28 protein-coding genes are annotated in these 26,655 nt (G+C 62.8%); 3 read left to right on the top strand and 25 right to left on the bottom strand.

The features are described from left to right. Positions 1-37 precede the first annotated feature (37 nt). From ATJ78_RS08160 to ATJ78_RS08145, 4 genes are read right to left on the bottom strand one after another with little or no spacing between them, the layout of a single operon-like run. On the bottom strand, positions 38-877 hold the full coding sequence (locus ATJ78_RS08160; RefSeq protein ID WP_098407140.1) for a bifunctional allantoicase/(S)-ureidoglycine aminohydrolase: 840 nt from the start codon (positions 875-877) through the stop codon (positions 38-40). Beyond that, the gene (locus ATJ78_RS08155) at positions 874-2,145 is read right to left on the bottom strand and encodes a DUF6986 family protein (protein WP_098407139.1); all 1,272 of its coding nucleotides are present in this window, start codon (positions 2,143-2,145) and stop codon (positions 874-876) included. The genes ATJ78_RS08160 and ATJ78_RS08155 overlap by 4 nt, the downstream gene beginning before the upstream one ends. Next, entirely contained in the window at positions 2,145-3,743 is a 1,599-nt protein-coding gene (gene aceB, locus ATJ78_RS08150) for a malate synthase A (protein ID WP_098407138.1), read from the bottom strand. The genes ATJ78_RS08155 and aceB overlap by 1 nt, the downstream gene beginning before the upstream one ends. Positions 3,744-3,750: 7 nt before the next feature. Next, on the bottom strand, positions 3,751-5,142 hold the full coding sequence (locus ATJ78_RS08145; RefSeq protein WP_098407137.1) for an NAD(P)-dependent malic enzyme: 1,392 nt from the start codon (positions 5,140-5,142) through the stop codon (positions 3,751-3,753). A 210-nt stretch (positions 5,143-5,352) separates the two neighbouring features. Here ATJ78_RS08145 and ATJ78_RS08140 point away from each other — a divergent pair, with 210 nt between their 5' ends. Together ATJ78_RS08140 and ATJ78_RS08135 are read left to right on the top strand one after the other, a co-directional pair. Further along, a complete protein-coding gene (locus ATJ78_RS08140; RefSeq protein ID WP_098407136.1) occupies positions 5,353-6,117 on the top strand; it encodes an IclR family transcriptional regulator in 765 nt (254 codons plus the stop codon). After that, complete coding sequence (locus tag ATJ78_RS08135) at positions 6,114-6,857, top strand: SDR family oxidoreductase (protein WP_098407135.1); 744 nt, start codon at positions 6,114-6,116, stop codon at positions 6,855-6,857. Before ATJ78_RS08140 ends, ATJ78_RS08135 begins: the two co-directional genes overlap by 4 nt. A gap of 34 nt (positions 6,858-6,891) precedes the next feature. On the opposite strand, the gene ATJ78_RS16290 is transcribed toward ATJ78_RS08135, so the two are convergent. The 15 genes from ATJ78_RS16290 to ATJ78_RS08060 form a co-directional block, all read right to left on the bottom strand. Beyond that, positions 6,892-7,287 carry a PIN-like domain-containing protein gene (locus ATJ78_RS16290; protein ID WP_098407134.1) on the bottom strand — a complete coding sequence of 132 codons (396 nt, stop codon included), beginning with the start codon at positions 7,285-7,287 and terminating at the stop codon, positions 6,892-6,894. Then, entirely contained in the window at positions 7,277-7,972 is a 696-nt protein-coding gene (locus ATJ78_RS08125) for a DUF433 domain-containing protein (RefSeq protein ID WP_169923426.1), read from the bottom strand. Before ATJ78_RS08125 ends, ATJ78_RS16290 begins: the two co-directional genes overlap by 11 nt. 197 nt (positions 7,973-8,169) lie before the next feature. After that, positions 8,170-9,717 carry a nucleobase:cation symporter-2 family protein gene (locus ATJ78_RS08120; RefSeq protein WP_098407132.1) on the bottom strand — a complete coding sequence of 516 codons (1,548 nt, stop codon included), beginning with the start codon at positions 9,715-9,717 and terminating at the stop codon, positions 8,170-8,172. A gap of 204 nt (positions 9,718-9,921) precedes the next feature. Beyond that, positions 9,922-10,815 (bottom strand): factor-independent urate hydroxylase, encoded by an 894-nt coding sequence (gene pucL, locus ATJ78_RS08115; RefSeq protein ID WP_098407131.1) that lies wholly within the window; start codon positions 10,813-10,815, stop codon positions 9,922-9,924. Position 10,816: 1 nt separating this feature from the next. Next, a complete protein-coding gene (gene uraH, locus ATJ78_RS08110; RefSeq protein ID WP_098407130.1) occupies positions 10,817-11,158 on the bottom strand; it encodes a hydroxyisourate hydrolase in 342 nt (113 codons plus the stop codon). Next, positions 11,155-11,649 carry a 2-oxo-4-hydroxy-4-carboxy-5-ureidoimidazoline decarboxylase gene (gene uraD / locus ATJ78_RS08105; RefSeq protein ID WP_098407129.1) on the bottom strand — a complete coding sequence of 165 codons (495 nt, stop codon included), beginning with the start codon at positions 11,647-11,649 and terminating at the stop codon, positions 11,155-11,157. The genes uraH and uraD overlap by 4 nt, the downstream gene beginning before the upstream one ends. 103 nt (positions 11,650-11,752) lie before the next feature. Continuing rightward, complete coding sequence (locus ATJ78_RS08100) at positions 11,753-12,226, bottom strand: peroxiredoxin (protein WP_098407128.1); 474 nt, start codon at positions 12,224-12,226, stop codon at positions 11,753-11,755. Between the two features lie 30 nt (positions 12,227-12,256). Then, positions 12,257-13,153, bottom strand: coding sequence for an HpcH/HpaI aldolase/citrate lyase family protein (locus ATJ78_RS08095; protein WP_098407127.1), 897 nt, complete (start codon positions 13,151-13,153; stop codon positions 12,257-12,259). Between the two features lie 260 nt (positions 13,154-13,413). Next, the gene (locus ATJ78_RS08090; RefSeq protein WP_098407126.1) at positions 13,414-14,190 is read right to left on the bottom strand and encodes a sulfite exporter TauE/SafE family protein; all 777 of its coding nucleotides are present in this window, start codon (positions 14,188-14,190) and stop codon (positions 13,414-13,416) included. A 37-nt stretch (positions 14,191-14,227) separates the two neighbouring features. Continuing rightward, positions 14,228-14,917 (bottom strand): GntR family transcriptional regulator, encoded by a 690-nt coding sequence (locus tag ATJ78_RS08085; protein ID WP_143741393.1) that lies wholly within the window; start codon positions 14,915-14,917, stop codon positions 14,228-14,230. Next, positions 14,914-15,396 carry a PTS sugar transporter subunit IIB gene (locus ATJ78_RS08080; protein ID WP_098407125.1) on the bottom strand — a complete coding sequence of 161 codons (483 nt, stop codon included), beginning with the start codon at positions 15,394-15,396 and terminating at the stop codon, positions 14,914-14,916. Before ATJ78_RS08080 ends, ATJ78_RS08085 begins: the two co-directional genes overlap by 4 nt. Before the next feature lie 55 nt (positions 15,397-15,451). Continuing rightward, a complete protein-coding gene (nagA, locus tag ATJ78_RS08075; RefSeq protein ID WP_098407124.1) occupies positions 15,452-16,609 on the bottom strand; it encodes an N-acetylglucosamine-6-phosphate deacetylase in 1,158 nt (385 codons plus the stop codon). Between the two features lie 2 nt (positions 16,610-16,611). Beyond that, entirely contained in the window at positions 16,612-17,457 is an 846-nt protein-coding gene (locus ATJ78_RS08070; protein WP_098407123.1) for a PTS system mannose/fructose/sorbose family transporter subunit IID, read from the bottom strand. A 15-nt stretch (positions 17,458-17,472) separates the two neighbouring features. Then, a complete protein-coding gene (locus ATJ78_RS08065) occupies positions 17,473-18,291 on the bottom strand; it encodes a PTS mannose/fructose/sorbose/N-acetylgalactosamine transporter subunit IIC (RefSeq protein ID WP_098407122.1) in 819 nt (272 codons plus the stop codon). Further along, complete coding sequence (locus tag ATJ78_RS08060) at positions 18,288-18,692, bottom strand: PTS sugar transporter subunit IIA (RefSeq protein ID WP_169923425.1); 405 nt, start codon at positions 18,690-18,692, stop codon at positions 18,288-18,290. Before ATJ78_RS08060 ends, ATJ78_RS08065 begins: the two co-directional genes overlap by 4 nt. Positions 18,693-18,758: 66 nt before the next feature. On the opposite strand from ATJ78_RS08060, the gene ATJ78_RS08055 reads away from it, so the two are divergent. Next, positions 18,759-20,261: an MFS transporter gene (locus ATJ78_RS08055; protein WP_098407120.1), complete on the top strand. Its 1,503-nt coding sequence runs from the start codon at positions 18,759-18,761 to the stop codon at positions 20,259-20,261. Positions 20,262-20,285: 24 nt separating this feature from the next. Here ATJ78_RS08055 and ATJ78_RS08050 read toward each other — a convergent pair whose 3' ends face one another. The 6 genes from ATJ78_RS08050 to ATJ78_RS08025 form a co-directional block, all read right to left on the bottom strand. Then, positions 20,286-21,182: an ROK family protein gene (locus ATJ78_RS08050; protein ID WP_098407119.1), complete on the bottom strand. Its 897-nt coding sequence runs from the start codon at positions 21,180-21,182 to the stop codon at positions 20,286-20,288. Next, entirely contained in the window at positions 21,179-22,228 is a 1,050-nt protein-coding gene (locus tag ATJ78_RS08045) for an N-acetylglucosamine kinase (protein WP_098407118.1), read from the bottom strand. Before ATJ78_RS08045 ends, ATJ78_RS08050 begins: the two co-directional genes overlap by 4 nt. 18 nt (positions 22,229-22,246) lie before the next feature. After that, positions 22,247-23,398: an SIS domain-containing protein gene (locus tag ATJ78_RS08040; protein WP_098407117.1), complete on the bottom strand. Its 1,152-nt coding sequence runs from the start codon at positions 23,396-23,398 to the stop codon at positions 22,247-22,249. Between the two features lie 74 nt (positions 23,399-23,472). Continuing rightward, entirely contained in the window at positions 23,473-24,840 is a 1,368-nt protein-coding gene (locus ATJ78_RS08035; protein ID WP_098407116.1) for a family 4 glycosyl hydrolase, read from the bottom strand. After that, complete coding sequence (locus ATJ78_RS08030; RefSeq protein WP_098407115.1) at positions 24,837-25,670, bottom strand: carbohydrate ABC transporter permease; 834 nt, start codon at positions 25,668-25,670, stop codon at positions 24,837-24,839. The genes ATJ78_RS08035 and ATJ78_RS08030 overlap by 4 nt, the downstream gene beginning before the upstream one ends. After that, complete coding sequence (locus tag ATJ78_RS08025; RefSeq protein WP_098407114.1) at positions 25,670-26,620, bottom strand: carbohydrate ABC transporter permease; 951 nt, start codon at positions 26,618-26,620, stop codon at positions 25,670-25,672. Before ATJ78_RS08025 ends, ATJ78_RS08030 begins: the two co-directional genes overlap by 1 nt. Between the last annotated feature and the right edge of the window lie 35 nt (positions 26,621-26,655).

Genomic DNA, 26,655 nt, shown 5'->3' with positions numbered 1-26,655 from the left:
GCGGCTCGTGAATGACGCGGTTCTCCGGTCGGTGCGCTCAGCGACCGAGGATGCTGCCCGTCAGCGACACATGACGGTTGACGTCTTTGTACAGCAGGTACCGGAACTTCGACGGGCCGCCGGCGTAGCAGGCCTGCGGGCAGAAGGCACGCAGCCACATGAAGTCGCCCTCCTGAACCTCGACCCAGTCGCCGTTGAGCCGGTACACCGCTTTGCCCTCGAGCACATAGAGGCCGTGCTCCATGATGTGCGTCTCGGCGAACGGAATCGACCCGCCCGGCTCGAAGGTCACGATATTGACGTGCATGTCGTGCGCCATGTTGCTCGGGTCGACAAAACGCGTCGTCGCCCACGCGCCGTCGGTGTCGGGCATCGGCGTGGGCTCAACAGCATCGTCGCTCGTGACGAACGCAGCCGGAACAGCCACGCCGTCGAGCGGCTCGTACTCCTTGCGCACCCACTGGAACGACGCCACGTCGTCCGAGCGATTGTGCAAGCTCCACGACGCTCCTGCGGGAAGATAGGCGTACCCGCCAGCATCCATCACGTGCTCGGTGCCGTCGATCGTCGCCACGAGCGAGCCGCGCAGCACGAAGACGACGCTCTCGACGCCGGCCTCGGGCTCCGGACTATCGCTGCCTCCGCCCGCGCCGACCTCGACGATGAGCTGGGCGAAGGTCGTCGAGAATCCGGCGATGGGCTTCGCGAGCACCCACGCGCGGGTGTTCTGCCAGTCGGGCAGGTTGCTCGTGACGATGTCGCGCAGCACGCCTCGCGGAATGACGGTGTATGCCTCGGTGACGATGGCGCGGTCGGTGAGCAGGTCGGTCTGCGGCGGCAGGCCGCCCTCGGGGGCGTAGTAGGTTCGTTCGCTCATGTGTTCTCCTCACGGCTCAATTTGGGGTGCGCGAGGTGCGTGAGCTCGCGCGTCGTGATGCCGACAGCATCCTGAATCTCTGACTCGGTCACGGCGCCGCACTGAACACCGCGCAGCACGAAGCGCGCGAGGGCACGGGCTGTGGCGGGCTCGTCCATGATGCCCGCGTCTGCGTGGTGCAGGTAGTTGTCGAGGCGGCGGGTGGCCGCAGGCAGACCCTGGCGGTAGAACGCGTAACTCGCGATGAACCGCGTGGGCAGCTGCGCGGCATGGAGGTCCCACCCCTGGTAGAAGCCGCGCTCGAGCGACCGGCGCACGAGCCGCGCGTGCAGGCGCCACGCGGCAAGCACGTCGTCGGGATCCCCCACGGGAATGACGTTCGTCGAGCCGTCGCTCAGGCGCACGCCCGTCTCAGCGACTGCGACCTGCATGACCTGCTTGGCGTAGTCGGCGGCGGGGTGCTCCATCGACTGGTACTCGGCAGCGATCTGCAGCGCGGCGCTGTAGTCATACGTTCCGTAGTGCAGCGACGTAATGCGGCCGTCAGCCCTGTGCAGCAGCTGCGCGATCGGCACGGTGCCGTCGGCGGCGAGGATCAGCTGCGGCGTCTCCATCTGCACCTCGAAGCGCAGACCTCCCGCGTCGAGGCCCAGCGCGCCCTCGAGCTTCTCGCACACGTCGACCATGGCGGTGACCTGGTCGACCGTTGTCACCTTCGGAAGCGTCAGGATCAGCCCGTCGGGCAGCGGCCCAGCCTGGGCGAGCGTCGTGACGAAGCGATCGAGCGTGGCAAGGCCCCGGTGCCGCGTCGCCTCTTCAAAACATTTGAAGCGGATGCCGATGAACGGCGTGCCTCGATCGGCACGGTACGCGGCCGCGACGTTCTCGGCCGCGGCTTCGGCCGCGGCATCTTCAGCGACATCGCCCTGGTCGCCGTACCCGTCTTCGAAGTCGATGCGCAGATCTTCAATCGGCTCGCTCGCGAGCTTGGCGTCGACGAGCGGTGCCACCTGCGCGATGAGCTCGTCGCGCAAGCCCAGTTTGGCGCACAGCTCGATCGTGCCGCCCGCCTCGGCGACGGCGGCGGCAGCATCCGCTCCCCATCGCGCGGCGAGCGCGGGCTCGTAGCGGTGGCCGGGAACGTACACGGTGTGAATCGGCTGCCGGCTGCCGTCGTCGCCGGGATAGGCGGTCTCGAGCAGCCGGTCGGTCGCCGCCAGGTGGGCGTCGACCCGCGCGACGTCGCCAGAGGTGAGGGATGCTGCCATCAGCGCACCAGCTTGTAGGCGGGGGTCGTGAGGAAGTCCTCGTAGTCGCTCGAGAGGCAGATGTCACGAATGAGTCTGCTCGCCGGCTCGTAGTAGCGCGCAAACGCTTCGGCATCGACCTCGCACTTGAGGCGGTCGGTCTCTTCGGCGAGTAGCGTCGTCACGAGCTCAGGCGTCGCCTCATTGCCCGTGTCGGCGTACCGCACCTTGTTGTGCAGCTGCTGCCACACCTGCGAGCGCGAGATCTCGGCGGTCGCAGCATCCTCCATGAGGTTGTGAATGGCGACCGCGCCGTTTCCCGACAACCACACGGCGGTGTAGGCGACGGCGACGTAGAGGTTGAGGCGCAGCCCCTCCTCGGTCACCTCGCCGGGCGTCGATGACACGTCGAGCAGGTCGGCGGCGGTGACGTTCACCTCGGGGCGCGTGCGGTCGAGCTGGTTCGGCTTGTCGCCCAGCACAGCATCGAACTCCTCGCGGCAGATCGACACGAGGTCGGGATGCGCCACCCACGATCCGTCGAATCCGTCGTTCGCCTCGCGGGACTTGTCGTCGCGCACCTTCGCGATCGCGGCCTCAGTCACCTCGGGGTCGCGGCGGTTAGGAATGAACGCCGCCATGCCGCCCATGGCGAACGCGCCGCGCTTGTGGCACGTCTGCACGAGCAGTTCCGTGTAGGCGCGCATGAACGGCGCGGTCATCGCCACGCTCGCGCGGTCCGGAATCACGAAGTCGCTGCCGGCGTCGCGGAAGTACTTGATGATGCTGAACAGGTAGTCCCAGCGCCCGGCGTTGAGCCCCGACGCGTGGTCGCGCAGCTCGTAGAGAATCTCGTCCATCTCGAAGGCCGCGGGAATCGTCTCGATCAGCACGGTCGCGCGCACAGTGCCGTGCGGAATCCCCAGCTCGGCCTCGGCGAACATGAAGACGTCGTTCCACAGGCGCGCTTCGAGGTGGCTCTCCATCTTCGGCAAGTAGTAGAAGGGCCCCTGGCCGGATGCTGTCAGGTGCGCTGCATTGTGAAAGAAGTGCAGGCCGAAGTCCACCAGCGCGCCAACCGCGTCCGAGCCGTCGACGTCGAAGTTGTCGTCGTCCATGTGCCATCCGCGGGGACGAACGACAACGACCGCGAGCTGCCCGTCATCGCGCAGGGCGTACTGCTTGCCCTCGGGCGAGGTGTACGCGAGAACTCCGCGCGCCGCATCCTTGAGGTTCAGCTGCGAATCGACCACGTTGAACCAGTGCGGCGTGCTCGCATCTTCGAGGTCGGCGAGCCACACCTTCGCGCCGGAGTTGAGCGCATTGATCGCCATTTTCGCGGGCGATGCCGGCCCTGTGATCTCGACGCGTCGGTCGCGCAGCGCCTCGGGTGCCTCGGCGACCGTCCAGTCACCGGCGCGCACGTCGGCCGTCTCGGGCAGAAAATCGAGCTTGCCGGTTCGCGCGACCTCCTCCCGGCGCGTGCGGCGAGCGCCGACCAGTTCGTCACGACGTGCGGCGAACTCCGCATGAAGCTTCTGGACGAACGCGAGGGCTTCCTCTGTGAGAATCTCGTCGCCGCGGGGCGCAGTTTCGCTGTTCTTCGCTGTCAGTGACACTGTTTCTCTACTCCTTGTGCGATTCTGCTGCTTTGACGATGGCCTCGGCGACCTCGACCGACACCAGCGGATCGAAGACGCTCGGAATGATGTAGCTCGCGTTCAGCTCGTCCGGCTCCACCCGGTCGGCGATCGCCTGCGCAGCTGCGACCAGCATAGGCGCGGCGATGTCCGACACGCCCGCGTCGAGCAGCCCGCGGAACACGCCGGGAAAGGCGAGCACGTTGTTGATCTGGTTCGGAAAGTCGCTGCGCCCTGTCGCGACGACGGCGGCCGTGCGTGACGCGACGACCGGGTCGACCTCGGGCACGGGGTTTGCCATGGCGAACACAATGGCGTTGTCGGCCATTGCCGCGATGTCGTCTCCGGTGAGAATGTCCGGAGCGCTCACGCCGATGAACACGTCGCTTCCGACGACCGCTTCGGCGAGGCTTCCCGAGAACCCGTCCGGGTTCGTGGTCTTGGCGAGCTCCTGCCGATGCGGGTCCGCATACGTCTCGCCCGTGTGAATGGCGCCCGTGCTCCCGCACGCGATGATGTTGCGCGCGCCCTGCGCCTGCAGCAGCTGAACGATCGCGTTTCCCGCGGCACCGACACCCGAGACCACAATGCGCACGTCCTCGATCTTCTTGTCGACGACGCGCAGCGCGTTGGTCAGAGCCGCGAGCGTCACGATCGCCGTGCCGTGCTGGTCGTCGTGGAACACCGGAATGTCGAGCTCGTCGCGCAGCCGCGCCTCGATCTCGAAGCAGCGCGGCGCGGCGATGTCCTCGAGGTTCACACCCCCGTACACCGGCGCGATCGCCTTCACGATTGAGATGATCTCCTCGGTGTCCTGCGTGTCGAGGCACACGGGCCACGCGTCGACGTCGGCGAACTGCTTGAACAGTGCCGCCTTGCCCTCCATCACGGGCAGTGCCGCGGCGGGCCCGATGTTGCCCAGACCGAGCACGGCCGAGCCATCCGTCACGACGGCGATGGTGTTCCGCTTTACCGTGAGCGCGCGAGCGTCAGCGGGGTTCTCGGCGATCGCCATGCACACGCGAGCCACGCCCGGCGTGTACGCCCGAGAGAGGTCGTCGCGATTGCGGATCGGCTCGCGCGACACCACCTCGAGCTTGCCGCCCAGGTGCATCAAGAACGTCCGGTCGCTCACCTTGCGCACGACGACTCCGTCCAGCGCATCGAGCGAGGTCTTCACGTCGTCGGCGTGATCGGTCCCCGTCGTGTTGCACGTGAGGTCGACGACCATTCCCGAATGGTGCGACTCCACGACGTCGAGCCCGGTGACCACCGCTCCCGTCCGCGCGGCTGCCGCGGCAAGTTCGCTCGTGGCCGTGAAGTTCGCGGGCGCTTCCAGTCGCAGGGTGATCGAATTTCCGGGGCCCGGGTTCGCCATGGGTTTCCTCCTCAGTGAGGTCTGACCCTTTCGGGCCGCTCAAGTCTTTTCGTATTATGGATAATAATATTTGCTAGATGGAATGACAAGTCGGCACATTCACAAAATCGAGCGGATGCTGTCGCGTAGCGCCCTCGAGAGGGTGCGCCCCATTGCGCCAGACCCCCATTTCTCACATGATGGAATGAAACATTCAGAAAGAGGTGACCCGTGCCGGTCAAGCAAGCGAAACCGTCCGGAGGCGTGCAGTCTGTTGAGCGCGTGTTCGAACTTCTCGAACTCATCACCGACGCCGGCGGAGAGGTGACGCTCAGCGAGCTGTCCTCATCCACCGATCTGCCCCTCCCCACGATTCACCGGCTGCTGCGCACCTTGGTCTCCCTCGGATACGCCCGACAGCTGCCCAACCGCCGCTACGCGCTTGGGCCGCGCCTGATCCGCCTCGGCGAAGGAGCGAACAAACAGCTCGGCGCCCTCGCACGCCCGCAGCTCGCTTCGCTTGTCTCCGATCTGGGCGAGAGCGCGAACATGGCCGTGCTCGACGGCGACATGGTCGTCTACATCGCGCAGGTGCAGTCCAAGCACTCCATGCGCATGTTCACCGAAGTCGGGCGCCGTGCACACACGCACGACACCGGTGTGGGCAAGGCCATGCTCGCGCAGCTGCCCGAAGAGCGCGTGCGCGGCATCGTCGAGCGCGCAGGCATGCCCACCCCGACGGAGAAGAGCATCGGCACGGTCGACGATCTCCTTGCCGAACTCGAGCGCATCCGCGATCGCGGATACTCCATCGACGATGGCGAGCAGGAGCTCGGCGTGCGGTGCTACGCCATGGCGGTTCCGGATGCTCCGACCCCGACAGCCATCTCCGTGTCTGGGCCCGACAGCCGTGTCGACGACGAGTTCGCTGCTCGTGCGATCCCGCTGCTCACCGAAGCCGCCGAAGCCATTTCCGCCGACCTCACGCTCGCGTGAGTCGCGTCGCGGTCGTCACCGGCGCCGGGTCGGGCATCGGGCGCGCGAGCGCTCAGGCCCTTCTCGACGCCGGCTACCGCGTCGCTCTCGTCGGCCGGCGTGAAGCTGCGCTGGCTGAGACGGCCACGCGTCACCCCAATGCTCTCGTCGTTCCCGCCGACGTCAGTGATCCGCAGCAGGTCGATGCCGTCTTCGACCGGGTCGTCACCGAGTGGGGCCGGGTCGACGTGCTGTTCAACAACGCGGGCGTCTTCCCCGTCGCTGCCGCCGTCGACGAGCTGCCACTCGATGAGTGGAATCGCGCCCTCGCCGTCAACCTCACCGCCGTCATGCTGTGCAGTGCGGCGGCCGTGCGCGTTATGAAGGCGCAGTCACCGCAGGGCGGACGCATCATCAACAACGGATCGATCTCGGCGCACGCCCCGCGCCCGCTCTCCCCCGCCTACACGGCGACGAAGCACGCGGTCACCGGTCTGACGAAGTCCATCGACCTTGATGGCCGCCCCTTCGGCATCACGTGCGGTCAGATCGACATCGGCAATGCGGCGACCGACCTCACGCAGTCCATCGGCATCACCGAGGGCGCTCTGCAGGCGAACGGCTCGCGCTTAGTCGAGCCGAAGTTTTCGGTTGAGGATGCTGCCAAAGCAGTCGTGCTCATGGCCCAGCTCCCGCCGAATGCCACCGTCAACTCCCTCACGATCACGGCCTCGGGCATGCCCTACGTGGGCCGCGGCTGACGCCGAAGTGCGCGCCTGCACCACAGTCGCGAGGTCAGGGAAGAACGCGAGAGATTGTGCGCTCATAGAGCACGTAGGCAGCCGGAACGTCATCGCGTATCGCAATGTCCGCCAATCGCGCACGATGCGTCGACAAGCGGGCGAAGTGATCCTCGGAGCGCATCCGGGCGGACGGAAAAGTGAACATAAGCGCACTTGCGCTCACAATGGCTTGGCGCTCACCTGGATCAGAGAGAATTCTCGCATCGCTCGTGAGGAGCACTCGACCAGCGTCCGCCTGTTCGCTAATCCAGGTTGTGTCTGCAACGAGCTGGCCGTGCTGCACACCATACACCTCGCTGAGGGTCGCAACTCGCCACCCAGCGTTGCGAAGTGCAGTGGCAAGTTTTTTGCGCCCGAGCGAACGGTCGAGGAAGAACTCAGGAGCCATATTCGTGAATCACTCGACGAGCAACGACCTCGTCGAGTCCGAAATCGTCGATCACTTCGTCGAATGGCTCACCCGCCTCGATTCGTCCGACGACATCGGAGACCCGGGCACCGACAGACTCGAATGTCGGTTTTCCCGCATTGATCCGTGGGTCCACGATGACATCCGTTCCCCCGAACTTCGCCGGGTAGAAACGGGAGATCATGTTTTCCGGAGAATACGTGACCGTCTGCAAATGCTCCTGGACAACCTCCCGAAACATTCGCTGTTTATTACGAACGACTGCCAATGATGACTCGGAATCGGGCGACGCATCTGGGTCGTCGAGATACTCATAGAGAAGTTCGACACCGTCGGTCTTCAACCTGCCGCTCAAGAGTGCGTCTTGAGTGCCGATCTCCTTTTTCAACGCTAGTACCGCTGGACGAATGCGCTGCATCGATAATCCGGCATCACGAAGTGTCTTGACAACGTACGCCTCCGCAAGACCTGCGAACGGGACGATGAGAGACCTGAACGGCTCCGCAAGAGTGATGAGGCTCGTCGACTCTCGCCGACCCTCACGAGTAGGGTAGGTATACCCGCTGGCCCAGTTGCGAAGTGAGTTTGGCGGCACGTCAATGATCCGCGCTGCTTCTGCCTGTGAGTAGCGCGGCGCAAGGTAGATTTCGGGAAGCGTCGCCATACTTTGATCATAACTTTGGATCACGACGAAAACCTGAAGCTCCGGGCGTTGTGGACAACACATCACCGCTCACAGTTTTCGGACGGTAATCAGAAGCCCAGGCATCTCGGAGCGCAAGATGAGCTCATTCCGCATTCCCATGAGCGTGTGGCGCACCCAGCAGCTGGGCGCGCCACACGCAGTGTCGGAATGCCTCGCTATGACGCAGGCGAGTTCTTCGGCGGCTCCGACGAGTCCGTCGCGTCGGAGCCGGGCACGTCGATCTCGTTCCCCTCAGAGTCGACGAGCACGACTTCGTTGTCGTCAGCATCCACGATCTTGCCGTCGACACACCGGTCGCCTTCTTGCAGGCACTCGATGACCTGAATCGGAATCTGCCGGGTGGGGGCCGCCGCGAACACCGACGGGTCCTTGGGCGTTCCGAACCGGAACTCGTTGAAGAGCAGGTTGAGCAGAACGGCCATGACCGCCGCCGAGCTGATTCCCGAGTCGAAGATGACCTGGAACCACGACGGGAAATTCGAGTAGATGTCGTGGTTCACAACCGGCAGCACGCCGAACGTGATGGCCGTCGCGACAATGATGAGGTTCATGTTGTCGCGGTAGTTCACCTTCGAGAGCGTGCGGATGCCGCTCGCCGTCACCGTGCCGAAGAGCACAATGCCTGCACCGCCAAGCACGGGCATCGGGATCGCCGCGACCAGCCGCCCGAGCACCGGGAGCAGGCCGAGCACGACCATAATGACGCCGCCGGCTGCGACGGCCCAGCGGCTCTTGATCTTGGTGACGGCAACCAGACCGACATTCTGGGCGAACGCGCTCTGCGTGAACGAGTTGAACACGGGCGAGACCGCGCTCGACAGCATGTCGGCCCGGAGGCCAGCGGCGATCCGCTTGGAATCCATCTTCGAGCCAGTGATCTCGGCGATGGCGATCAGGTCGGCTGTCGTCTCGGTCATGATCACGAGGATCACAATGACCATCGAGAAGATGGCGGCGGGCTCGAACTGCGGGAGTCCGAAGTGGAACGGGTTCGGAAAAGAGACGTACGGTCCATCGAAGACACCCGAGAAGTTGACCTTGCCCATGAGGGCGCCGACTCCTGTGCCGAGCACGAGCGCAATGAGAATCGACAACCGCGAGATCGTCGCGTTGCCGACTTTGCTCAGCAGCATGATGATCGCGAGGGTGATGCCGGCGAGCGCGATGTTGCTCGGGTCGGCGTAGTCGACAGCATCCGGATTATTGCCGACGATCCACCCGGCGGCCACGGGGATCAGGGTCAGACCGATCGTCGTGATGATGATTCCCGTGACGATCGGCGGAAAGAGCCGCACGATCCGGGCGAAGAACGGAGCGATCACGAGCCCGATGATCGACGCCACGAGCACCGCTCCGAAGACGGCCTGAATGCCGCTGCCCTGATTCAGGATCGAGAGCATCGTCGCGACGGCGGCGAACGAGACACCCTGAACGAGCGGCAGCTTCGATCCGAAGAAGGGAATGCCGACGGTCTGCAAGAGCGTCGCCAGGCCTCCGATGAACAGGCAGGATGCCAGCAAGATGGCGATCTCGCCGGAGCCGAGCCCTGCGGCCCCTCCGATGATGATCGGCACGGCGATGATGCCGCCGTACATGGTGAGAACGTGCTGCAAGCCGTAGGCGAACGCGCTGCCAACCGGCATCCGCTCGTCTTCAGGGCGCTCAGGATCAATGGGCGTTTTCACGCGCTGTGCTCGGGACATGTGGACCTCCTCGTCCAGATGTTGGGTACCGTTCGACCAGGAGTTTCGATCGAACCGAGGTGTGGTTTTGAGTGATTGAAAAGTTGATTCGGTGTCGCGAATCGGCGCTCGGCCGAAGAGCAATCGGCAAAACGCGACTAACGGTATGCAGTTGTCTGTGTGTGGAACCACGCCCCGGAGTTTTCACCCCGGGGCGTCGCCCGATCAGCAGAAGCCGGCGATGCCCTCCCAGGCCTTCTCATCGAGCGCAGCGCCCTCACGCTGCACCGTTGCCTCGATGAGTCCATAGGGACGGTCGGCCGCGAAGAACACCTCGTTGGGGTTCTCAAGGCCGAACGGCTCGAGGTCGACGACGAAGTGGTGCTTGTTGGGCATCGAGAACTTCAGCTCGTCGATCTCGGGGTGCGCGTTCAGCACCTTCTCCCCCATCTGGAACAGCGTCTGCTGCAGTGCCGTCGAGTGCTTCTCGGCAAAGCCCTCGAGCAGCAGAGCCTTCACGCTGTCGTACGTGGCGTTCCAGTCGAGGTCTGTCGTGTTGTAGCGCCAGCGCACCGCGACGTCGGTCGCGAGAATGCGATCAGTTGCTTCGGGAAGCGTGGTGTATTTGTCTTTCTCGTAGCCCACGAACTCGCTGCCGGTCGACTTCAGCACCGTGAGACTGTGCAGCCCGCCAATGACCGTGCGCGTGTCGCCGTCACCGACGACGACGGCCGTGCGCGTCTCGCTGCCGTTGCGCACGAACGAGTGGTCGTGCTCTTCGCCGTTGACGAGAATGCGATCCCACGAGTACTGCTCGGCCTCCCACCGGCCGCCGGTGATCCAGTCCCAGCCGCTCGTGAAGTGCTCGGCCAGTCCAAGCAGAAAGTCCTCGGGCGACGAGATACCCTTCTTCGCGAATGCGAAGACCGTGTTCTTCTGCGTGTCGGTCGGCAGGCAGTGGGCGTTGTCGCCCTCCGTGTGCACGGTCTCGAAGTCACCGCGCAGCTGGCTGGTGACGTTGAGATCGGCTATCTCGTGCCGGTCGGTGTCCCGCTTGACGCGCACCACCCGCACTTCTGCCTTGCCGTACTGATTCTTGCCGAGAATGACGTTGCTCATGTCAGCTCCCTCGATATGTTGAATAGGCGAACGGACTGAGCAGAAGCGGCACGTGATAGTGCGCCTGCTCACTGTTGACGGAGAACGTCAACGAGACCTCCGGAAAGAAGGTGTCCTGGGAGATGCCGGCGAAGTAGGCGCCCGTGTCGAACCGCAGCCGGTATGTACCGGAGTCGAGTCGCTCAGGGCCCAGATCTTTCACCCGCCCGTCAGCATCGGTGAAGCCCGTGGCTACCTGGCCCCAGGTCTCGCCGTTCTGGGCTTCAAGAACAACGGAGACCCCGGTGGCCGGCGCGCCGACCATCGTGTCCAGAATATGGGTGGTCACGTGCGAGACGCTCATGCGCTCACTACTCCTTCTAGTCGAAGCGCTGCGATCTCGCGCAGCTGGTGGTCGACGATCGCCTGTTCCTCTTCGGCAGTATGTCCGAGGCGTGCAGTGAGCGCAGCAAGAATCTCCTCAGAGCTGCGCCCGGCCGCCCGAATCAGAAAGACGCGGTCGAATCTCGCTTCGTATGCTTTGTTGCCCTCAGCGAGAGCGTGTGCGGTGGCGTCCGAGGTGTCGACGCCCGCCTGCTCCGATCGCGACATGGATGCTTCGGCACCCTCGCCCTCGGCACGCTCGCCGATCCTCGGGTGATGCGAGAGCGCGCGCTCGAGCTCTGCTTCGGTGAAGGGCGATGCCGCCTCCGTGGCGAAGGCGATAAGCTGCGCGCGGCTCGCGAACGGGCGCTCGACACTGATCGCCCTGCCCCACCGTTCGATGTCCAGGCAGGGTCGCAGAACGTCCAGTGCGTCGTCGTCGGAAAGCTGGTTGAACTGCTCGAGTTGCATCGTTGATCCTCTAGCCAGATATTCCACAGTTCGGAATATCTATTTCATTTTCAATAATTCAAGCCGGAAGCCCGGGCCTTGTCAAGACGAGACCCGGGTGTGTTTACGCGTCGACTCCCAGCTCGCGCCGCAGCGCCGCAACGTGGCCGTCGGCGTGCACGTTGTACTCCGCGCGCGAGACGGCTCCGGCCTTGTCGACGACGATCGTCGAGCGCAGAATTCCGACCATGGCGGTGCCATTGATGACCTTCTCACCCCACGCCCCGTACTCCTTCGCCGTCGCCGCTCCGGCATCCGAGAGCAGCGGAAAGACGAGGTCGTGGTTCTTTGCGAACGACGCGATGGCGTCGACGGGGTCCGCCGAGATTCCAATGACTTCGTATCCCGCACCGCGAAGCGACGCGAGATTGTCGCGGAAGTCGCAGGCCTCTGTCGTGCATCCGGGTGTCTCCGCCTTCGGGTAGAAATAGACGACGACGTCGCGGCCGCGAAAGTCGCTGAGCGACACGTCCTTGCCATCCACGCCGGGCAGGGTGAAGTCGGGAGCGGTGTCCCCGGTGCTGAGCTGTTTCGTCATTGACATCTCCTTTATGCGCGTGAGCGCGGTCTACGTTGCGGGGGCCGACACGTTGAATGCGTCGGCGAGCTCGGCGATCTTCCGAGCACGCCCCAGTCGGGGAAGGTCACTGCCGTCGCGGATCACGCAACCGCGCGCCTCGAAGTCGGCGAGGAAGCCGTTCGCCCAGGCCACATCGGTCGGCGTCGGACTGATGACCTCGTTGATCACGGGAACCTGCTCCACATCGAGGCAGAGCTTGCCGGTCATCCCCATGCTCACGGTCGTGGCGGACTGCTCGCGCAACACAGGGTGGCTCGATCCGACGGTCGGTCCGTCGATCGGCCCGGGCAGGTTTCCGCAGCGGCTGGCGACGACGAGCTTGGCGCGTGGGTATGCCATGGCCTCCTTGTCAGCTGACATTCCCGTGTCGCGACGGAAGTCTCCGCTGCCGAAGGCAAGCCGGAACGCTCCGTCGGCCCGCGCGATATCCGTTGCCGATTCGATGCCGACCGCCGATTCAACGAGCGCGATCACGGGAAAGCTGTTCCTCAGATTGCGAAACGTGTCCTCGACCTGACGTGGCGTCTCGGTCTTGGCGAGCATGACACCCTGCAGACCGGGCGCGTCGCGCAGGGCGGCGAGGTCTTCACCCCAGAATTCCGATGAGGCGTCGTTGACGCGCACCCAGGCTTCGCCGCCCGAGCTCAGCCACTCGACCACGGCGTCGCGCGCTTGTGGCTTGCGCGACGGGTCGACGGCGTCTTCGATGTCGAGAATGATTCCGTCGGCCGCGCTGCGGTCGGCGTCGCTGAAGACCTCCGGTTTGGTGGCGGGAACGAGCAGCCATGAGCGCGCAAGCTTCGCCGGAACCGATCGGGTCCGGCGCACCGCCCCCGGGCCCTCATTCGAAGCAGCCGCGACGACAGCGTCACCCTGTGAACTCATTCCTGAACCTACCTCGCCACTTTCACAATGTGAAAGCTAAATATTGCTTACCGAAAAGATTAGGATGCGGTGGCAGCAATGTCAATCATGCGAACAAGGTTCGCTCGACAGGATTCTGCGGCGCCGCGCTCCTCCATATAAAGGGTACGTCGCGGCGTGTACACCTCGGGCGAGAAGCTCTCAGAAGCGTGAGTGTTTCTACCTAGGTGCTCGAGCGGATGTGAAACTTAAATGTGGAAGAGGAATATGAGTCGGTGTCGTCACGTCATTGCAGCATGGGTAAGGCTGACAATGGCGACGACAACAACGAGTGCGCGCAAGAGCAGATCTGGTAGACGCTTGGCAAGTGAAGCGCCCTGATACCCGCCAATCAATGCGGCTCCAGCCATAACAGCAACGGCAAGCCACCTGACGTCCACGCCGCCCAGTACGGCCGTGACGGAGAAGGCTAGCGCAGCCGTCACATTGACGGTAAGAGTCAGGAGATTCTTAACGCCATTGATATCGCGAATCGGTCGACGAGTTGTAATCCCCAAGATCCCAAGCAGAAGTACGCCTTGTGCCGCCGCGAAGTAGCCGCCGTAAATGGACGTGAAGAACGCCCCGATGCGGGTAGCAATGCCTCGGTAGGGAAACTGCGGCGCCTCTCCCGCACGTCGACTCAGCCAACGAGCGATGATCGGCTGAGCCACAACCATAACCAACGCGACGGTGAGCAGGACGAGGACAACAAAGTGAATGGCGTCCGGGGAGGTCACGAGAAGGAGGACGGCGCCAAGAGCTCCTCCAATGATCGCGATCACGGTCAACGGTGCAATTTCACGCTTCTCCGCGAGAAGCTGCTTGCGATTCGCAAGCGTGCCGCCGAAGGCCGAGAGCACCATTGCGATCGTATTCGTTGCGATCGCCGCCGTAGGCTCAACGCCCACTGCCAGCAGCACAGGGAGAGTGACAAGCGAGCCGGAGCCGATCGCGCCATTAATGGAACCTGCTACGAGCGCAGACACACACAGCAAGGCATAGTCGAAGAAGGTCACAAGAGTCCAGAAGTGTTGACGTGAGAGTCGAAATTTGTCAGATCGCGAATTCGATCAGCTCGAGCGAACGGAGGATATGTGCGCGGGTGCGTTCGGAGGCCTCTTGCGCGTCACCAGCGCACAAAGCCTCGAGGATCGAAGCGTGCTCGGACCAAGATGAGGCCGCGCGGCCCGCAATGATCGTGGCGAGGAACCACGCAATTCTTCGCTCTAGGTCATCAAGAATACGTCTCGATACGCGGTTTCCCCCCGCTGCTGTAATGAGATCGTGAAATGTCGTGTTGAGCTCGAGGAGCGTCCGAGAATCACCGTCGGCACTCTCCGTAGAACCTCGGTCAGCGGCCAAGCGGGTGCCGTTCGCGACGATCTCCGAAAGCTGATCGAGAACGACCGGCTCGATGGAACGTGCAGCAAGCGCTGCACTATCTGCCTCGAGCACCGCCCGCACATGAAACACTTCCATAACTTCTCGGGGAGTCGGACGGTGCACGAAAGCCCCGCGCCCCGGCACAAGGTTGATAAAGCCTGCCCCAGCCAGCATCTGGAGCGATTCACGCACTGGCTGCCTGCTCACGCCAAGCCGCTCAGCCAAAGCGCCTTCAACGACGTGCTCTCCCGGAGAGAGCGTTCCGTACACAATGAGATCCTCGATTGCGTTCCTCACCTGCGTACGCAGGGTCGAGCCTCGCACCACGACAGGGCTCGGTTGCTCCGCAATCTCGCTCAAGACTGGGTCCCCACAAGTCGGCCCAAGTCCGTCACGGGCGAGCTGGGTAGCCACCGTGCCTCGAGGCGCACACCCGCTGCTGCAAGGTCGCGCCAGATGCCGATCTCTTCGTCTGACGCATGCACTTCTTTCGTCAATCGCTTGCGCTCAGGAGCGGTGTGCACGTTACCGACGTTCACCGTCGACATGGGCATGCCCGCGCTGCGCAGAGCGGCAAGCTCAGCGGGCCCGCGAACCAGAACCATTGTCGAAACGGCTGAATCAGATGCATTAACAATCGTCGCCGAGTCGGCGATCGTCAGCACGTCTGCCGTGACGCCGGCCGGAACCGCCATGAGAAGCAGTTGCTTCTGAGTCTCATCGACCGCGATCTCGTCATCGGCCACGAGAATCTGCTCAATACCGAGTGCCTGGGTCCACCCCATGACAACTTGGCCGTGAATGAGTCGGTCGTCGACGCGGATCAATGAGATGCGCATACGTTGTCCTTCCTAGTGAGTTCCATAAAGCTATCGAGAGTGCGTTGACATGGGTTCACAAATTGACCTCACTCCCTCGGAGCACGACGCGTCGAAGCGACAGGGCGTCGTCAAGCATGACCAGATCTGCCTTCGCGCCCACCTTAAGCCGGCCGATCCGCGTATAGCCGAGTGATTCGGCCGGAACTGTGCTCGCGGAGTAAAGCGCATAAGCGAGTGGAACCCCGGCCTCGGCAAGAGTTCTCACGCCATCGAACACGCTTGAGGTGCTCCCCGCGATTGTCCCCGCTGAATTACGCGCGACTCCGTTCGTGAGCGTCACGCGAGTGCCTTCCCAGCGTTGCTGCGGGCCGTCAGCGAGTCCGGTCACATCAGAACCATCACTTACAAGCATCATGCGCGCGGCGATTGGCTCGACAGCGAAGTGCGCCGCGAGCATCTCAGGAGAAATATGGATACCGTCTGCCACGACTTCGGCCCTGACACGATCGTCGGCAAGGAGCGCGGCAACGGGCCCGGGTGCGCGATGGTGCACAGGAGGCATGCCGTTCCACAGGTGCGTCGCTCGCCGAGCACCGGCACGGATTGCCCGAGACGTCGCTGCGTAGTCGGCATCCGTGTGTCCGATTGAGGGCACCACACCGTCAGCTCTGAGACGTTCAATCGCGGGAATTCCGCGCGTAAGCTCTGGCGCGATGGTGCATATCCTCAGAGCACCATCGGCAGCATCCATGACACGGCTCAGGTTGGAGTCCGTAGGCTCGAGCAAATACTCGCGCCTGTGAACGCCGCGACGCTCGGCACTGATAAAGGGGCCTTCTAGATGCACCCCGAGCAGTGCCGCCGTGTTGTCAGCGCCTGACCTCTTCGAACATGACGAGAGTCCCGCCAAAGAGACCTCGATGCTCGTCAGTGGCACGCTTGCCGTCGCGGCGACAAACGATGTGACTCCCTGCGAGACGAGATACCGTCCGACAGAATCGACCGCGTCGGAGGATGCCTCCATGAGATTTCTGCCGAGCGCTCCATGAACATGTGTGTCGATGAATCCCGGGGCAATAATAAGGCCGGTCGCGTCGATGGTTTCAGTGTTCCCGACATGCCGGTCATCGGTCAGTACGTCCCTGATCAGAGATCCGTCGACGACGACAGTCGCGTTCCGGAGTTCCCGGTCAATGAGGACTCTGCCTCCCACATACGCGCGAGCGGTCATGCTTACGCCAGGATTCCGAAATAACCAGTAACAACGCCAATGACGACGGCACCGACCAGCACGAGCCAGAGGGCGACTCTCTTGCGAACAAGCCAGAAAACAGCCAACGTTGCCGCCAACGGGAGCACGGCCGGCAGAACAGTGTCGAGCTGATCCTGAAGGCTGATCGACGCGTCCCCATTTTCATAGACAAATGGAGTCGTCACATTCAACAGGGTCGCGACAAGCGCGCCTGTCACGGCCAAGCCGACGACGGTTGCGCCTTCCTTGAGCTTTTCGAGTTCACTCCCGCCGAGCCGATCGAGGAAGCGCATTCCTGTTCGGTATCCAAGGCTCGTGCCCCAGAACCTCATGCCCATTTGAATTGCGAGCAACCCGAGCACGAAGAGTATCGGACCGAGCGGGTTTCCATTGACCGCGAGAGCGGCACAGACCGCCGAGAAAATCGGGCGAATCGTGCCGAACACCAACGAGTCGCCGATCCCTGCGAGCGGTGCCATGAGTCCGACCTTGACTGAGGTGATTGCCTCGTCCGATACGGCTTCGTCGCCGCTCGCGCGCCGGTGCTCCATCGTGGCGACGATTCCAGTAATCGGACCCAGCGTCCAAGGATGCGTGTTGAAATATGCGAGGTGCCGCCGGTAAGCCGCCGAGCGCGATTTCTCATCTGGATAGAGCCGGTCGAGCATCGGTCGCAAGATCCACCAGAAGCCGAGGTTCTGGAAGCGCTCATAATTGAATGCACCTTGAAGCAGCAGACCACGGAAAGTCAGAGAGCGAATCTCGCGGCGCTGCTCTTTCTCGCTCAGATCTGTCTTGTCGGTTCGGACTGTTTCGTTCTCAATCATCACAATGCCTCGGTCTCACTTCAGGGTCGTCTTGGGCAGCTGCCGCTCGGGCGTCGGCGCGGTGGCGGGCGTCGGCGACGGGGTGTCAGTCAGTTCCTTATGGGAGGCTGAACGTCCTCGACGGTAGATGACGATGACTAGTGCAGTTGCAAGCAGTGCAACGCCGATCACCGTGAAGTTGGTGAAAGCAGCAATCGTGAACCCCGCGAAGAACAGTGGGAACAGTGACTTGTTGAACAGCACCGAAAGGAGGATGCCAAAGCCTACTGCCGGCAAAATTGCGGCAGCGGTGTTGAGGCCGTTCATCACATCATCGCTCAAAGAATCGACGAGCCCCTGCACGGCGTTGTTGCCGAAATAAAGCGCAAGGAACGTCGGGATCGCGTACGCGAAGAAGTGAATTGCGTTACCTGTCCACACGACCGTCATGATCGATGTCGACCTCGCGTCTTCTGCCGCGGTATCGGCACGGTGCACAAGGAACGAGCACACGGTCTTGGCAAACAGTTCGCAGAAAGTGCCGAGCACGGCGGCAGGCACAGCGAGCACGAGCGCGGCCGCGGTTCCGCTCCCTGAGCTGATTGCGAGGGCAACTCCGACCGCGGAACCGATAGCGACATTGGGTGGTGCGGTGCCACCGATCGGGGCAGCGCCGATGAAAACAAGCTCAAGGGCTCCGCCAACGATGATCCCTGTCGTCACATCGCCCGTGATCAAGCCCACGATCGGTCCCAACACGATGGGGCGTTCGAGCTGTGGATCCCCGGCGATGCGTCGTGCAAGGTAAGCGCCTCCGACGACGAGCGCGATAAGCAGGGCCTGAAGCAAGCTCATTGAAGACCCCCTGCGACACGCTTCGAGACGCCGTACTGACAGACTCCGTCCGTTCCCGCAGCGAGCACGTCCTCTACACTGTCTTCGCCTTCGCCCGCGGTGAGGGCGTGGATCAACATGGGTAGGTTCGCCCCCGCGACGACGTCACTGTCGCCATCGAGAGCGAGCTTGGCAGCGATTCTCGAGGGTGATCCGCCGGCAAGGTCGACGAACAGCAGCGCTCGTCCAGCTCCGGAGAATTCCTCGACGGCCGCTGCAACGCGGTTCTGAAGGTCTTCGATGCTCGATCCCACCTCGAAATCAACTGCGCGAGCTGACGGTGCAGGGCCGACGATCATTTCTGCCGTGGCAAGTAGCGCACTAGCCAGGTGGCCATGGGCTACGACGATTATTGGTCTCATGGAGAATTGTATACAGTATCCAGGATGCTGCATGCAAGAGTTCGCTCTCAACTTTGAGCGAAAGAGCTGAAACACGCACAACGAGGTCGATTTCTGCGCGTTTCGTCGTCTGCTCGCCCGCAGCGCTCATGCGCTCTGAGCGTTAGTAGAAAACCCGTTCGCTTTGTCCGTAGTCTTCGTCTCATTCGGCAATCAAGGCGCAGACCGAGTCTCTGTGCGTTCGATCCCTGTGAAAGGCGACGTAATGGCGAGCACCACCGGAAACACTCGACGTCACGTCTCTCGAGAGATCGCCTTGGCGGAGGTGAAGGACTAATCCGCGGACCGACTCAGGCCGAACAGCCTCCTTCCACCGCCATTCGATGGCTCGGAGTTATCACGATAGCCACCACGGCGTTCGTCATCGTGGCAACGGAATTCGCGCCGACGGCCGTACTCCCGGCGGTAGCTGCTGACTTCAATGTCCCCCTCGGCGCCACCGGAATGATGACTGCCATCCCCGGTCTCATCGCCGCGCTCACGGCACCGCTCGCCATGCGTATACCGGCATCCTGGGATCGCCGCTTCGTGCTGGCGAGCGCGGGATTCCTCACCGTCGGCGCAAACGCTCTTGTCGTGGCCGGGCAGGCGTTCCCGGTGGTGCTCCTCGGCCGCGTCAGTGCCGGGCTGGCCCTCGGGATGTTTTGGACGGTCGGAGCTGCAGCGGCAGTACGACTCGTGGGAGACGCGCATGGAGTTCGAGCGATCTCAATCGTGAGCGGTGGAACGTCGCTCGGACTTGTCGCGGGAATGCCGGCGGGATCACTGGTGGGGCCACCCGAAAACTGGCGCGCAGTCTTCGTCGTGTTCGCTGTCGCCGCCCTCGCCGCGACGTTCTTACTCGCGGCCCTCTTGCCACGGCTCCAAGGCGACACGACGGCGCACCACGACAGACTGGCACAGGCACCGGTACGAAAGGCGCTGGCCCGTCCGGTCGTTCTCTGGGGCCTCGTGACGGCCTTCACTGTGTTCGTCGGTCAGTTCGCGTCCTCAACGTTTCTTGGCGCGTTCCTTGGCACATCGGTCGCCTTGCCCGCCCTCTTGACAGCCGTATTGACGGTCTTCGGCGGGGTCGGGATCCTAGGAATGCTCATCGCGTCATTCAGCTTCGCTCGGCACGCTTACGCCACGTTGAGCGCGACCATCGCCCTTCTCACTGCTGTGATCGGTCTCGTCGCCCTCGTGAGCGCGTCAGGATCGCCCGCTGCGGTCGTCGTTGTTGTCGTGATTCTCTGGGGAACGGTCTGGGGTGCCGTTCCATTCGGACTCCAGACGTGGATGCTGACGCAAGCACCCGATAACCGGGAGACCGTCTCGGCAGCGCTCGTCGTCGCGATCCAGCTGGGTATCGGGGCTGGATCGGGTCTCGGATCGCTTGCGCTGCGAGTCTCAGAACTGGCGTCCGGCGGAGGTGAGCCGGCGTACACGACAATCTTCATCGTGTCGGCGGTGATCTGCGTCGTTGCGCTTTCCCTGTTCGCAACGGGCACGCGTTCGCGACCCGGCGCTCGGAAAGCATCGCGAAGCTAGGCCGCAGCCGCCGCGCGCTGGACCTTAGCTCTCGAGACGACGCAGCGCAGCGGCAGCCGCTCCCAGCAGTCCGGAGAAATCTCCGAGTTCTGGACTCACAAGAAAATCGGGCTGGTCAAGGGATGCGGCGTGTGACGCACCTCGCCCGCCGGAAACCGTCGCCAGTTGCAGACGAGCGGATTCCAGGAGTCCCTGAGCTTTCAGCACTCCTCCCCCCGCCACAAACTTCTCAACTCCTGTGGCATAGGCAGTAGTCGTAGCAAGCTGAGCGATGTAGTACCCCACAATCTCAAAGGCCCGCTCACGTTGCTGAGGTGACAGAGACGACGTTTCAGCTCCCCACCTTTTCATGATCGCCGGGCCTGAGGCGAGACCTTCCAGGCAGTCACCGTGGAATGTGCAGCTCCCCTCGTAGCTGTCTTCCGGATGCCGACGAACCAGCACGTGCCCGAGTTCGGGATACCCATTGCCGTGAAGCAGCTCACCATCGATGATGATTCCCACACCGACGCCGGTGCCGAAGGTCGCGTAGGCGACACGCTCGTGTGAGGCGCCCGCGCCCCATGTCTGTTCGCCGAGCGCCGCGCTTGCGACGTCGCTGAGGAACGCTGTCGGAACGTCATCAGCGAGAGGAATCCGCCCCAGAAGATCCGTGTCGGCCCAGCCTTGTTTCGGAGTACCCGTGACCCATCCGTATCGATCACGGCCTGACTCGACGTTGACGGGCCCGAACGACGCAACTCCGAGTGCCGATATCGGTTCTCGTCGTGATGCCTCGTCAAGGTACTCGTTGATTGCGCCAATCGTCTCACTCGGCGTTGTCGTCGATATTCGGCGCGAGTGAACCACCTGCTGCGGTTGTTCCTCACGCACGATTCCACAGACAACTTTCGTTCCCCCGGTCTCGATTGCTGCAATCATCGTGTGCGCTCTCCGAGAAGCACCCAAGGCGAATCCGACGTTCGACTCTCCCGAGGGAGGCCCAACGAGGTATCGTTTCGCGCTTCTCTTTCGAGACAGGCAATCGCGGCCGCGTCGAGCGGCTGCGCCCCGAGCCGAGCCGCGTGAAGTGCCGATCCTACGACAGGCGACAGTCGCGGTGGCCGAAAGTCATAGTCGACCGAACGGCTCTGAAGCTCCGTTGTGACTGTGCGACGAATCGCCGAAATCTTAAACACGCCTCCGGAGTATGACACAGGCACAATCTCTCCTGGGGTGAAGCCCAGGTTCGCTCTGGCTGTGTCGACGAGCTCGACGAGCTGTCGTGCGGCTCGTTCAAGGATGCCTCTCGCGACGATATCGCCACGGTCTGCGGCAGCGGCGACGATTGGAGCAAGAGACGCGATGCGTGCACGGCTCGCTTCCCACTGGGAGGACACAACATCGATCACATCAAGATCGTTCGCAACATCAACGACGTTCCGCACGGCCTCGTAGAGGTCGGTGCGAGGAAGGCGCCCGTCGCTCATCCGTGTGAAGGCCGTCAGCGCTTCGAGACCAATCCAATAGCCCGAGCCCTCGTCGCCCAGCAGTTCGCCCCAGCCGCCGACCCGAACATCTCGATCGCGTCGGACGCCATACGTCATACTTCCGGTGCCTGCTACGACGTTGATCCCGTCTTCTTCAGCGAGCGAGCCCGCCCACGCGGCCGTCATGTCGTTTCCACAAGCGTAGCGTTCGTGGCCAAGCGCCACGCGAGGCATCTCAGACATCCGTGCCAGGTTTGCGCTGGACTCGCCATAACCAGGGATGGCAAAGAACGCGAAATCTATGTGCTCCGGACCAATCCCCGCACGTTCGGTGACTGCCGCGACGCCATCGACAAAGACGCGTTCTATCCGCTCGATCCCGTGCTCAAGATAGTAGCTACTCGGCCCGTTGAAGGTTGAGCGCACCGTTCCATCAGCCGAGAGGAGAAGAAAGCTGGTCTTCGTGCCGCCTCCATCAATACCCAGATAAAGGGGCATCAAATTCCCTTCGCCGCCTCAGTTGATGGACAGCTCGTGAATCGTGACCCCGCGGACGACACGATTGACGCTTCCATCCGGAAACGGATTGTCCGGCGTGCCTCCGAGCGAGATCGCAAACGACACAGCGAGAATCTGTGCCACCATGACGAACACGGCGGAGAGGAAGCCGTCCCCCGCTGATTGCAGATCTAGCACGCTGACAGAGCCCGAATCGTCCGCAGCGTCGGCCGCGACGACGAGCACTCTGTCTGGCCCGATTGCCTCGCGTAGCTCAGCCACGATGTCGAGGTCGTACTCACGAGCATGCGGATCTGTCGACACGTACACGACGACGAGGGTCCCGTCATCGAGTAGCGCCTTCGGCCCATGTCGGAACCCCAGCGACGAGTCGTGAAAGCTCGCGACTCGTCCGGCCGTGAGTTCCAGCATCTTGAGAGAAGACTCCCGTGCGAGAGAGGCGAGCGGACCGCTTCCGAGGAAGACGACTCGGCCCACACTGGGATCTGCTCGGTCGGCGAGCGTGTCCCACTCGCCCTCAACGATGGACTGCCCGGACGCTGCCAATGAGCGAACGAGCTCTGGTGCGTCACCGAGAAAGACTAGGAGCGCACTGAGCAGCATCGAAGTGAAGCTCGAGGTCATAGCGAATCCGACGTCATTCGATTCGGGCGGCATGAGGAGCACACGGGCCCGTGATTCATCGGCGTACTTTCTCGCGAGATGCCCGTCGGCGTTGCACGTGATCACCAAGTGATGCACATCGTCAAGGATGCTGTCGGCGAGCTCGACGGCGGCCACACTCTCGGGGCTGTTGCCCGAGCGCGCGAACGAAACGACGAGCGTCGGAACGGCTTCTGCCAGGTACTGAAGCGGGTTCGATACCAGGTCGGTTGTGGCAATGCTCTCGACTCGCTGGCCGGTCTCTTTCGCTATGACGGGAGCAATCACGCCGCCGATGAAGGCCGACGTTCCAGCACCGGTCGCGATAATCCGTAGGCCCTCCTTAGAGCGAACCGCTGCGAGAAAGCTGTCGAGATCGGCGCGACGCGCCTGCACCACGTCCGCCGCGCGGCGCCACACCTCCGGCTGCTGTCTGATTTCGTGAATAGTGGTCCCGGAGCCTGCAGCGATTGCCCTCTCGCTCTGTGCTCGTTGCGTTTCGGTCATTTCTTCTCCATAGCGTTCAAGGGCGGCACACACTGGTGCTCCCGAGGTGATAAGAAAGCGTTCGTCTCGAGGCGTCACTCGACGTTCGTCGCCGCAGGTACGTCCTCTGCGTACCGCCCTAAGTAGGTCGGGTCGGCCGCTGCAGCAGCGTCGAGAAGGGCGACTGCGGTCTCGCGATCAGGCACGAGCGGGTCAAGCACGAGCGCGTGAACCGCGAGGTCGCGGTGACCGCTGATCGCAGCGTCAACGGTGGTCTCCTGCTGGTGCGCGCGATGCGCCAACGTTGTGGCGACAGATTCCGGGAGCGTCCCCACCGCGAGCCCGTGGACGCCGTCACCGTCAATAGCAGCCGGAACCTCGACAACGGCAATGTCGGGCAGATTCGAGATCAGGCCTCGATTGGGAAGATTGACCGCGAGTTCGAGAAGTCGCCGGCCGGTACGAATGGCCTCCGCGATTGCGACGAGGCGTTCAGCTTCCTTATCAGCAAACGCTGCGATCGAACTTCCGACTGCCGCGTACTCGCGCAGATGTTCCCACAGCGCTCCCTTTTCGTTAATGTACTCGTGAGTCGTATCGAGTCCACCTTGTAACCCCCACCGCAGCTCGAGGCCGCTCGGCTGCAGATAGTCGGTGAAGAACTCCGCAACGTGCCGGTCGCCGGGCGCCGGATACAGGCCGAATCTGCGCAGAAGATCTGCGGAAACTGCCGCATGCGGCCCTTCAACGCGGCTCGACGGCGCTTCGGCGTCCGCTGCCTGAGCCGCGACGAGCTCACGGAGGCGTGGATAGAGATCGTCATGCCCTGCGCGAAGCTCCAGCAGCCAACTCAGATGGTTGAGTCCCGCGAATGTGGCAGTGAGATCCGCAGGCGCGACCCCGAGCGCCTCAGCGAGCGCCGTTTTGGTGTGCATTGTGCCGTGGCAGAGGCCGAATGCTCTAACGGGTGTCTCCCGCGTGATCGCGCGCACGTTCGGCGTGAGCGGATTGCTGTAGTTGAAAAGGTATGCCGCCGGCGATATATCGGCTATATCCGCGGCGATCGTAAGAAGCTCAGGAATGTGCCTGAGTGCCCGGAAAACCCCTCCGGGACCAACCGAGTCACCGACGGTCTGGCTGATCCCGAGTCGTCGCGGGATGTCGAGATCGCGTTTCCAACTCTCAGCGGAACCTGTCGCAATTGTGGTGACCACGAATGTCGCTCCCGTGAGCGCGGCGCGACGGTCACCGACAGCTTCTACAACGAGGTTGGACCCGTTCTCTTCCGCAATTCGCCTCCCGACAGCGGCCATCGTTTCGGCCGATTCGGGTTGGATGTCGACAAGGCGAACCGTCGCGTCGTCGAAGACCGGTGAGCGGGCGAGATCATTGAGCAGCCCCGGGGTGAATACGGTGCTTCCAGCACCGATGATGACAAAGACGTCAGGCTGGCGGGTCGTCATTTCACGCTTCCTGTCAGCAGGCCGCTGACGATATATCGATTGAGCAGAACCGCGATGACCGCCGGAACCGCAACCGCGAGGACTCCTGCAGCGCTCATGAGCGCATATGGCACGGTATGACGACCTTGCAAGGCGGCGATCACGACGGTGAGCGGCTGCGTTGAGATGTCGCTGGAGAGCACGAGCGGGAAGAGGAACTGCGCCCATGCTTGAAGGAACGTGATGATCGCTGTCGACACGATCCCTGGGCGGGCGAGTGGAAGCACGATGTTCCAGAGCACACGCATGCGCCCCGCGCCGTCGACCTGCCCCGACTCCTCGAGGGCGATCGGGAGACTGGACATGTAGTTGTACATGATCCACGTCGCGAGCGGAAGGAAGCCCGACACGTAGACAAGGATGATGCCCGTGTAGGTATTGACGAGGCCCGCGGAACTCATCATTTGGTACAGCGGAATCAATGTCGCATACGGCGGAAACGCCATAGTCGCGAGAACTGCATAGAACAGAATGTTCCGCCCTTTGAAGTTCATGCGTGCAAATGCGTAGGCGGCGAGCGTTGCGAGCACCACCGTCACGATCGTGGCACCGGCGCACTCGATAACGATGTTCAGCGCCGATCGACGGATCGAGCTTGCGACATCGCTGTTGCCGAGAAGCAGAGAGGCATAGTTCTCGAATGTCGGCGTCGGCGGAAGGTAGTGGGCCGGCCGCGCGCTGGCTTGCGCGTCGTTCTGGAGACTGATGTTGAATACCCAATAGAGAGGTATCAGGGTCCACAGCGCGATAAAGGCTATTCCGAGGGGGCGCGAAAGCGATCTAGTGCGCATTAGAACTCCACTGTTCGGTAGACCAGCCGCACGATGACAAGCGAGATGGCGACGGTGACGATGGTGACAAGTAGGGAAAGCGCATAGCCCTGACCGAAATCAAGGTTCTGGAAGCTGACAAAGTAGATCTGCTGAGTCACAGACGCTCCCGTAGCGGCCGCGCCGTTCAAGACGAAGGGTTGATCGAAGACATTGAGCGTCGCGATCACCGCCTGGACCATTGCAACGGCGATCCCGGGGCGCGCGAGCGGCAGAGTGACGCGGAGGAAGGCTTCCCACCCCGTCGCGCCATCAAGGGCAGCCGCCTCATAGAGCTCGCCCGGAATGTTTTGCAGCGCCGCGAGAATCAGCAACGTGGACAGCGGCGTCATCTGCCAGACCTGAACGATCTCAATCAGCAGAATCGTCACGAACTGGTTCTGGCCAAGGAATACCTGGTACGTGTCGATGAGATGGAGCGATGTCAACACGCTGTTCAGGAGACCCGTGTTGCTGTCCCAGATTCCCGACCAGACAATTCCTTCCACGACCCCGGGAAGAGCCCACGGAAGAATCAACACGGCGATGAGAATCGACCGGCCCCGAAAGGGCTTCTGAAGCGTGACGGCCATGAATATGCCCAGCACGGTCGAGAGCACAACACCGATGAGCACATACCAACCGGTGTTCACCATGCTGGAGACGACCGTGTCATCGGCGAACAGGCGGAAGAAGTTACCCAGCCCGACGAATGAGTTCGGCGGATTGAGCGGCTGCGCCTTGTAGAACGACTGCACCAAGGTCATCCCGGCTGGCACAAGCGCCAGAACGATGATGAAGACGATCAGCGGAGTGATGAGCGCGTATGGAAGCAGGTCGATGCGTCGCCGTAAACGAGTTTTTGTTCGCTTGCCTTGGCCGGGTTGGCTGGGGGGAAGGGAACCCGCCGCGGGGCGCGCTTCGATGCTCATCGAAGCGCTCCCCAGACGGCGTGCGCTGTTGCGTT

The sequence above is a fragment of the Paramicrobacterium agarici genome, from assembly GCF_002563955.1.
GTDB classification, from domain to species: Bacteria; Actinomycetota; Actinomycetes; order Actinomycetales; family Microbacteriaceae; genus Paramicrobacterium; species Paramicrobacterium agarici.
Note: the sequence above shows the minus strand (reverse complement) of the source record. Positions and strands in the feature narration are given on the sequence as shown.

Bases quoted from the DNA above. Each gene is read 5' to 3' on its own strand.
- ATJ78_RS08160 (WP_098407140.1), bottom strand. From the start codon at position 877: ATGAGCGAACGAACCTACTACGCCCCCGAGGGCGGCCTGCCGCCGCAG.
- ATJ78_RS08155 (WP_098407139.1), bottom strand. From the start codon at position 2,145: ATGGCAGCATCCCTCACCTCTGGCGACGTCGCGCGGGTCGACGCCCAC.
- ATJ78_RS08145 (WP_098407137.1), bottom strand. From the start codon at position 5,142: ATGGCGAACCCGGGCCCCGGAAATTCGATCACCCTGCGACTGGAAGCG.
- ATJ78_RS16290 (WP_098407134.1), bottom strand. From the start codon at position 7,287: ATGGCTCCTGAGTTCTTCCTCGACCGTTCGCTCGGGCGCAAAAAACTT.
- ATJ78_RS08125 (WP_169923426.1), bottom strand. From the start codon at position 7,972: ATGGCGACGCTTCCCGAAATCTACCTTGCGCCGCGCTACTCACAGGCA.
- ATJ78_RS08120 (WP_098407132.1), bottom strand. From the start codon at position 9,717: ATGTCCCGAGCACAGCGCGTGAAAACGCCCATTGATCCTGAGCGCCCT.
- pucL (WP_098407131.1), bottom strand. From the start codon at position 10,815: ATGAGCAACGTCATTCTCGGCAAGAATCAGTACGGCAAGGCAGAAGTG.
- uraH (WP_098407130.1), bottom strand. From the start codon at position 11,158: ATGAGCGTCTCGCACGTGACCACCCATATTCTGGACACGATGGTCGGC.
- uraD (WP_098407129.1), bottom strand. From the start codon at position 11,649: ATGCAACTCGAGCAGTTCAACCAGCTTTCCGACGACGACGCACTGGAC.
- ATJ78_RS08100 (WP_098407128.1), bottom strand. From the start codon at position 12,226: ATGACGAAACAGCTCAGCACCGGGGACACCGCTCCCGACTTCACCCTG.
- ATJ78_RS08095 (WP_098407127.1), bottom strand. From the start codon at position 13,153: ATGAGTTCACAGGGTGACGCTGTCGTCGCGGCTGCTTCGAATGAGGGC.
- ATJ78_RS08080 (WP_098407125.1), bottom strand. From the start codon at position 15,396: ATGCGCATCTCATTGATCCGCGTCGACGACCGACTCATTCACGGCCAA.
- nagA (WP_098407124.1), bottom strand. From the start codon at position 16,609: ATGACCGCTCGCGCGTATGTGGGAGGCAGAGTCCTCATTGACCGGGAA.
- ATJ78_RS08070 (WP_098407123.1), bottom strand. From the start codon at position 17,457: ATGATTGAGAACGAAACAGTCCGAACCGACAAGACAGATCTGAGCGAG.
- ATJ78_RS08065 (WP_098407122.1), bottom strand. From the start codon at position 18,291: ATGAGCTTGCTTCAGGCCCTGCTTATCGCGCTCGTCGTCGGAGGCGCT.
- ATJ78_RS08060 (WP_169923425.1), bottom strand. From the start codon at position 18,692: ATGAGACCAATAATCGTCGTAGCCCATGGCCACCTGGCTAGTGCGCTA.
- ATJ78_RS08050 (WP_098407119.1), bottom strand. From the start codon at position 21,182: ATGATTGCAGCAATCGAGACCGGGGGAACGAAAGTTGTCTGTGGAATC.
- ATJ78_RS08045 (WP_098407118.1), bottom strand. From the start codon at position 22,228: ATGCCCCTTTATCTGGGTATTGATGGAGGCGGCACGAAGACCAGCTTT.
- ATJ78_RS08040 (WP_098407117.1), bottom strand. From the start codon at position 23,398: ATGACCGAAACGCAACGAGCACAGAGCGAGAGGGCAATCGCTGCAGGC.
- ATJ78_RS08035 (WP_098407116.1), bottom strand. From the start codon at position 24,840: ATGACGACCCGCCAGCCTGACGTCTTTGTCATCATCGGTGCTGGAAGC.
- ATJ78_RS08030 (WP_098407115.1), bottom strand. From the start codon at position 25,670: ATGCGCACTAGATCGCTTTCGCGCCCCCTCGGAATAGCCTTTATCGCG.
- ATJ78_RS08025 (WP_098407114.1), bottom strand. From the start codon at position 26,620: ATGAGCATCGAAGCGCGCCCCGCGGCGGGTTCCCTTCCCCCCAGCCAA.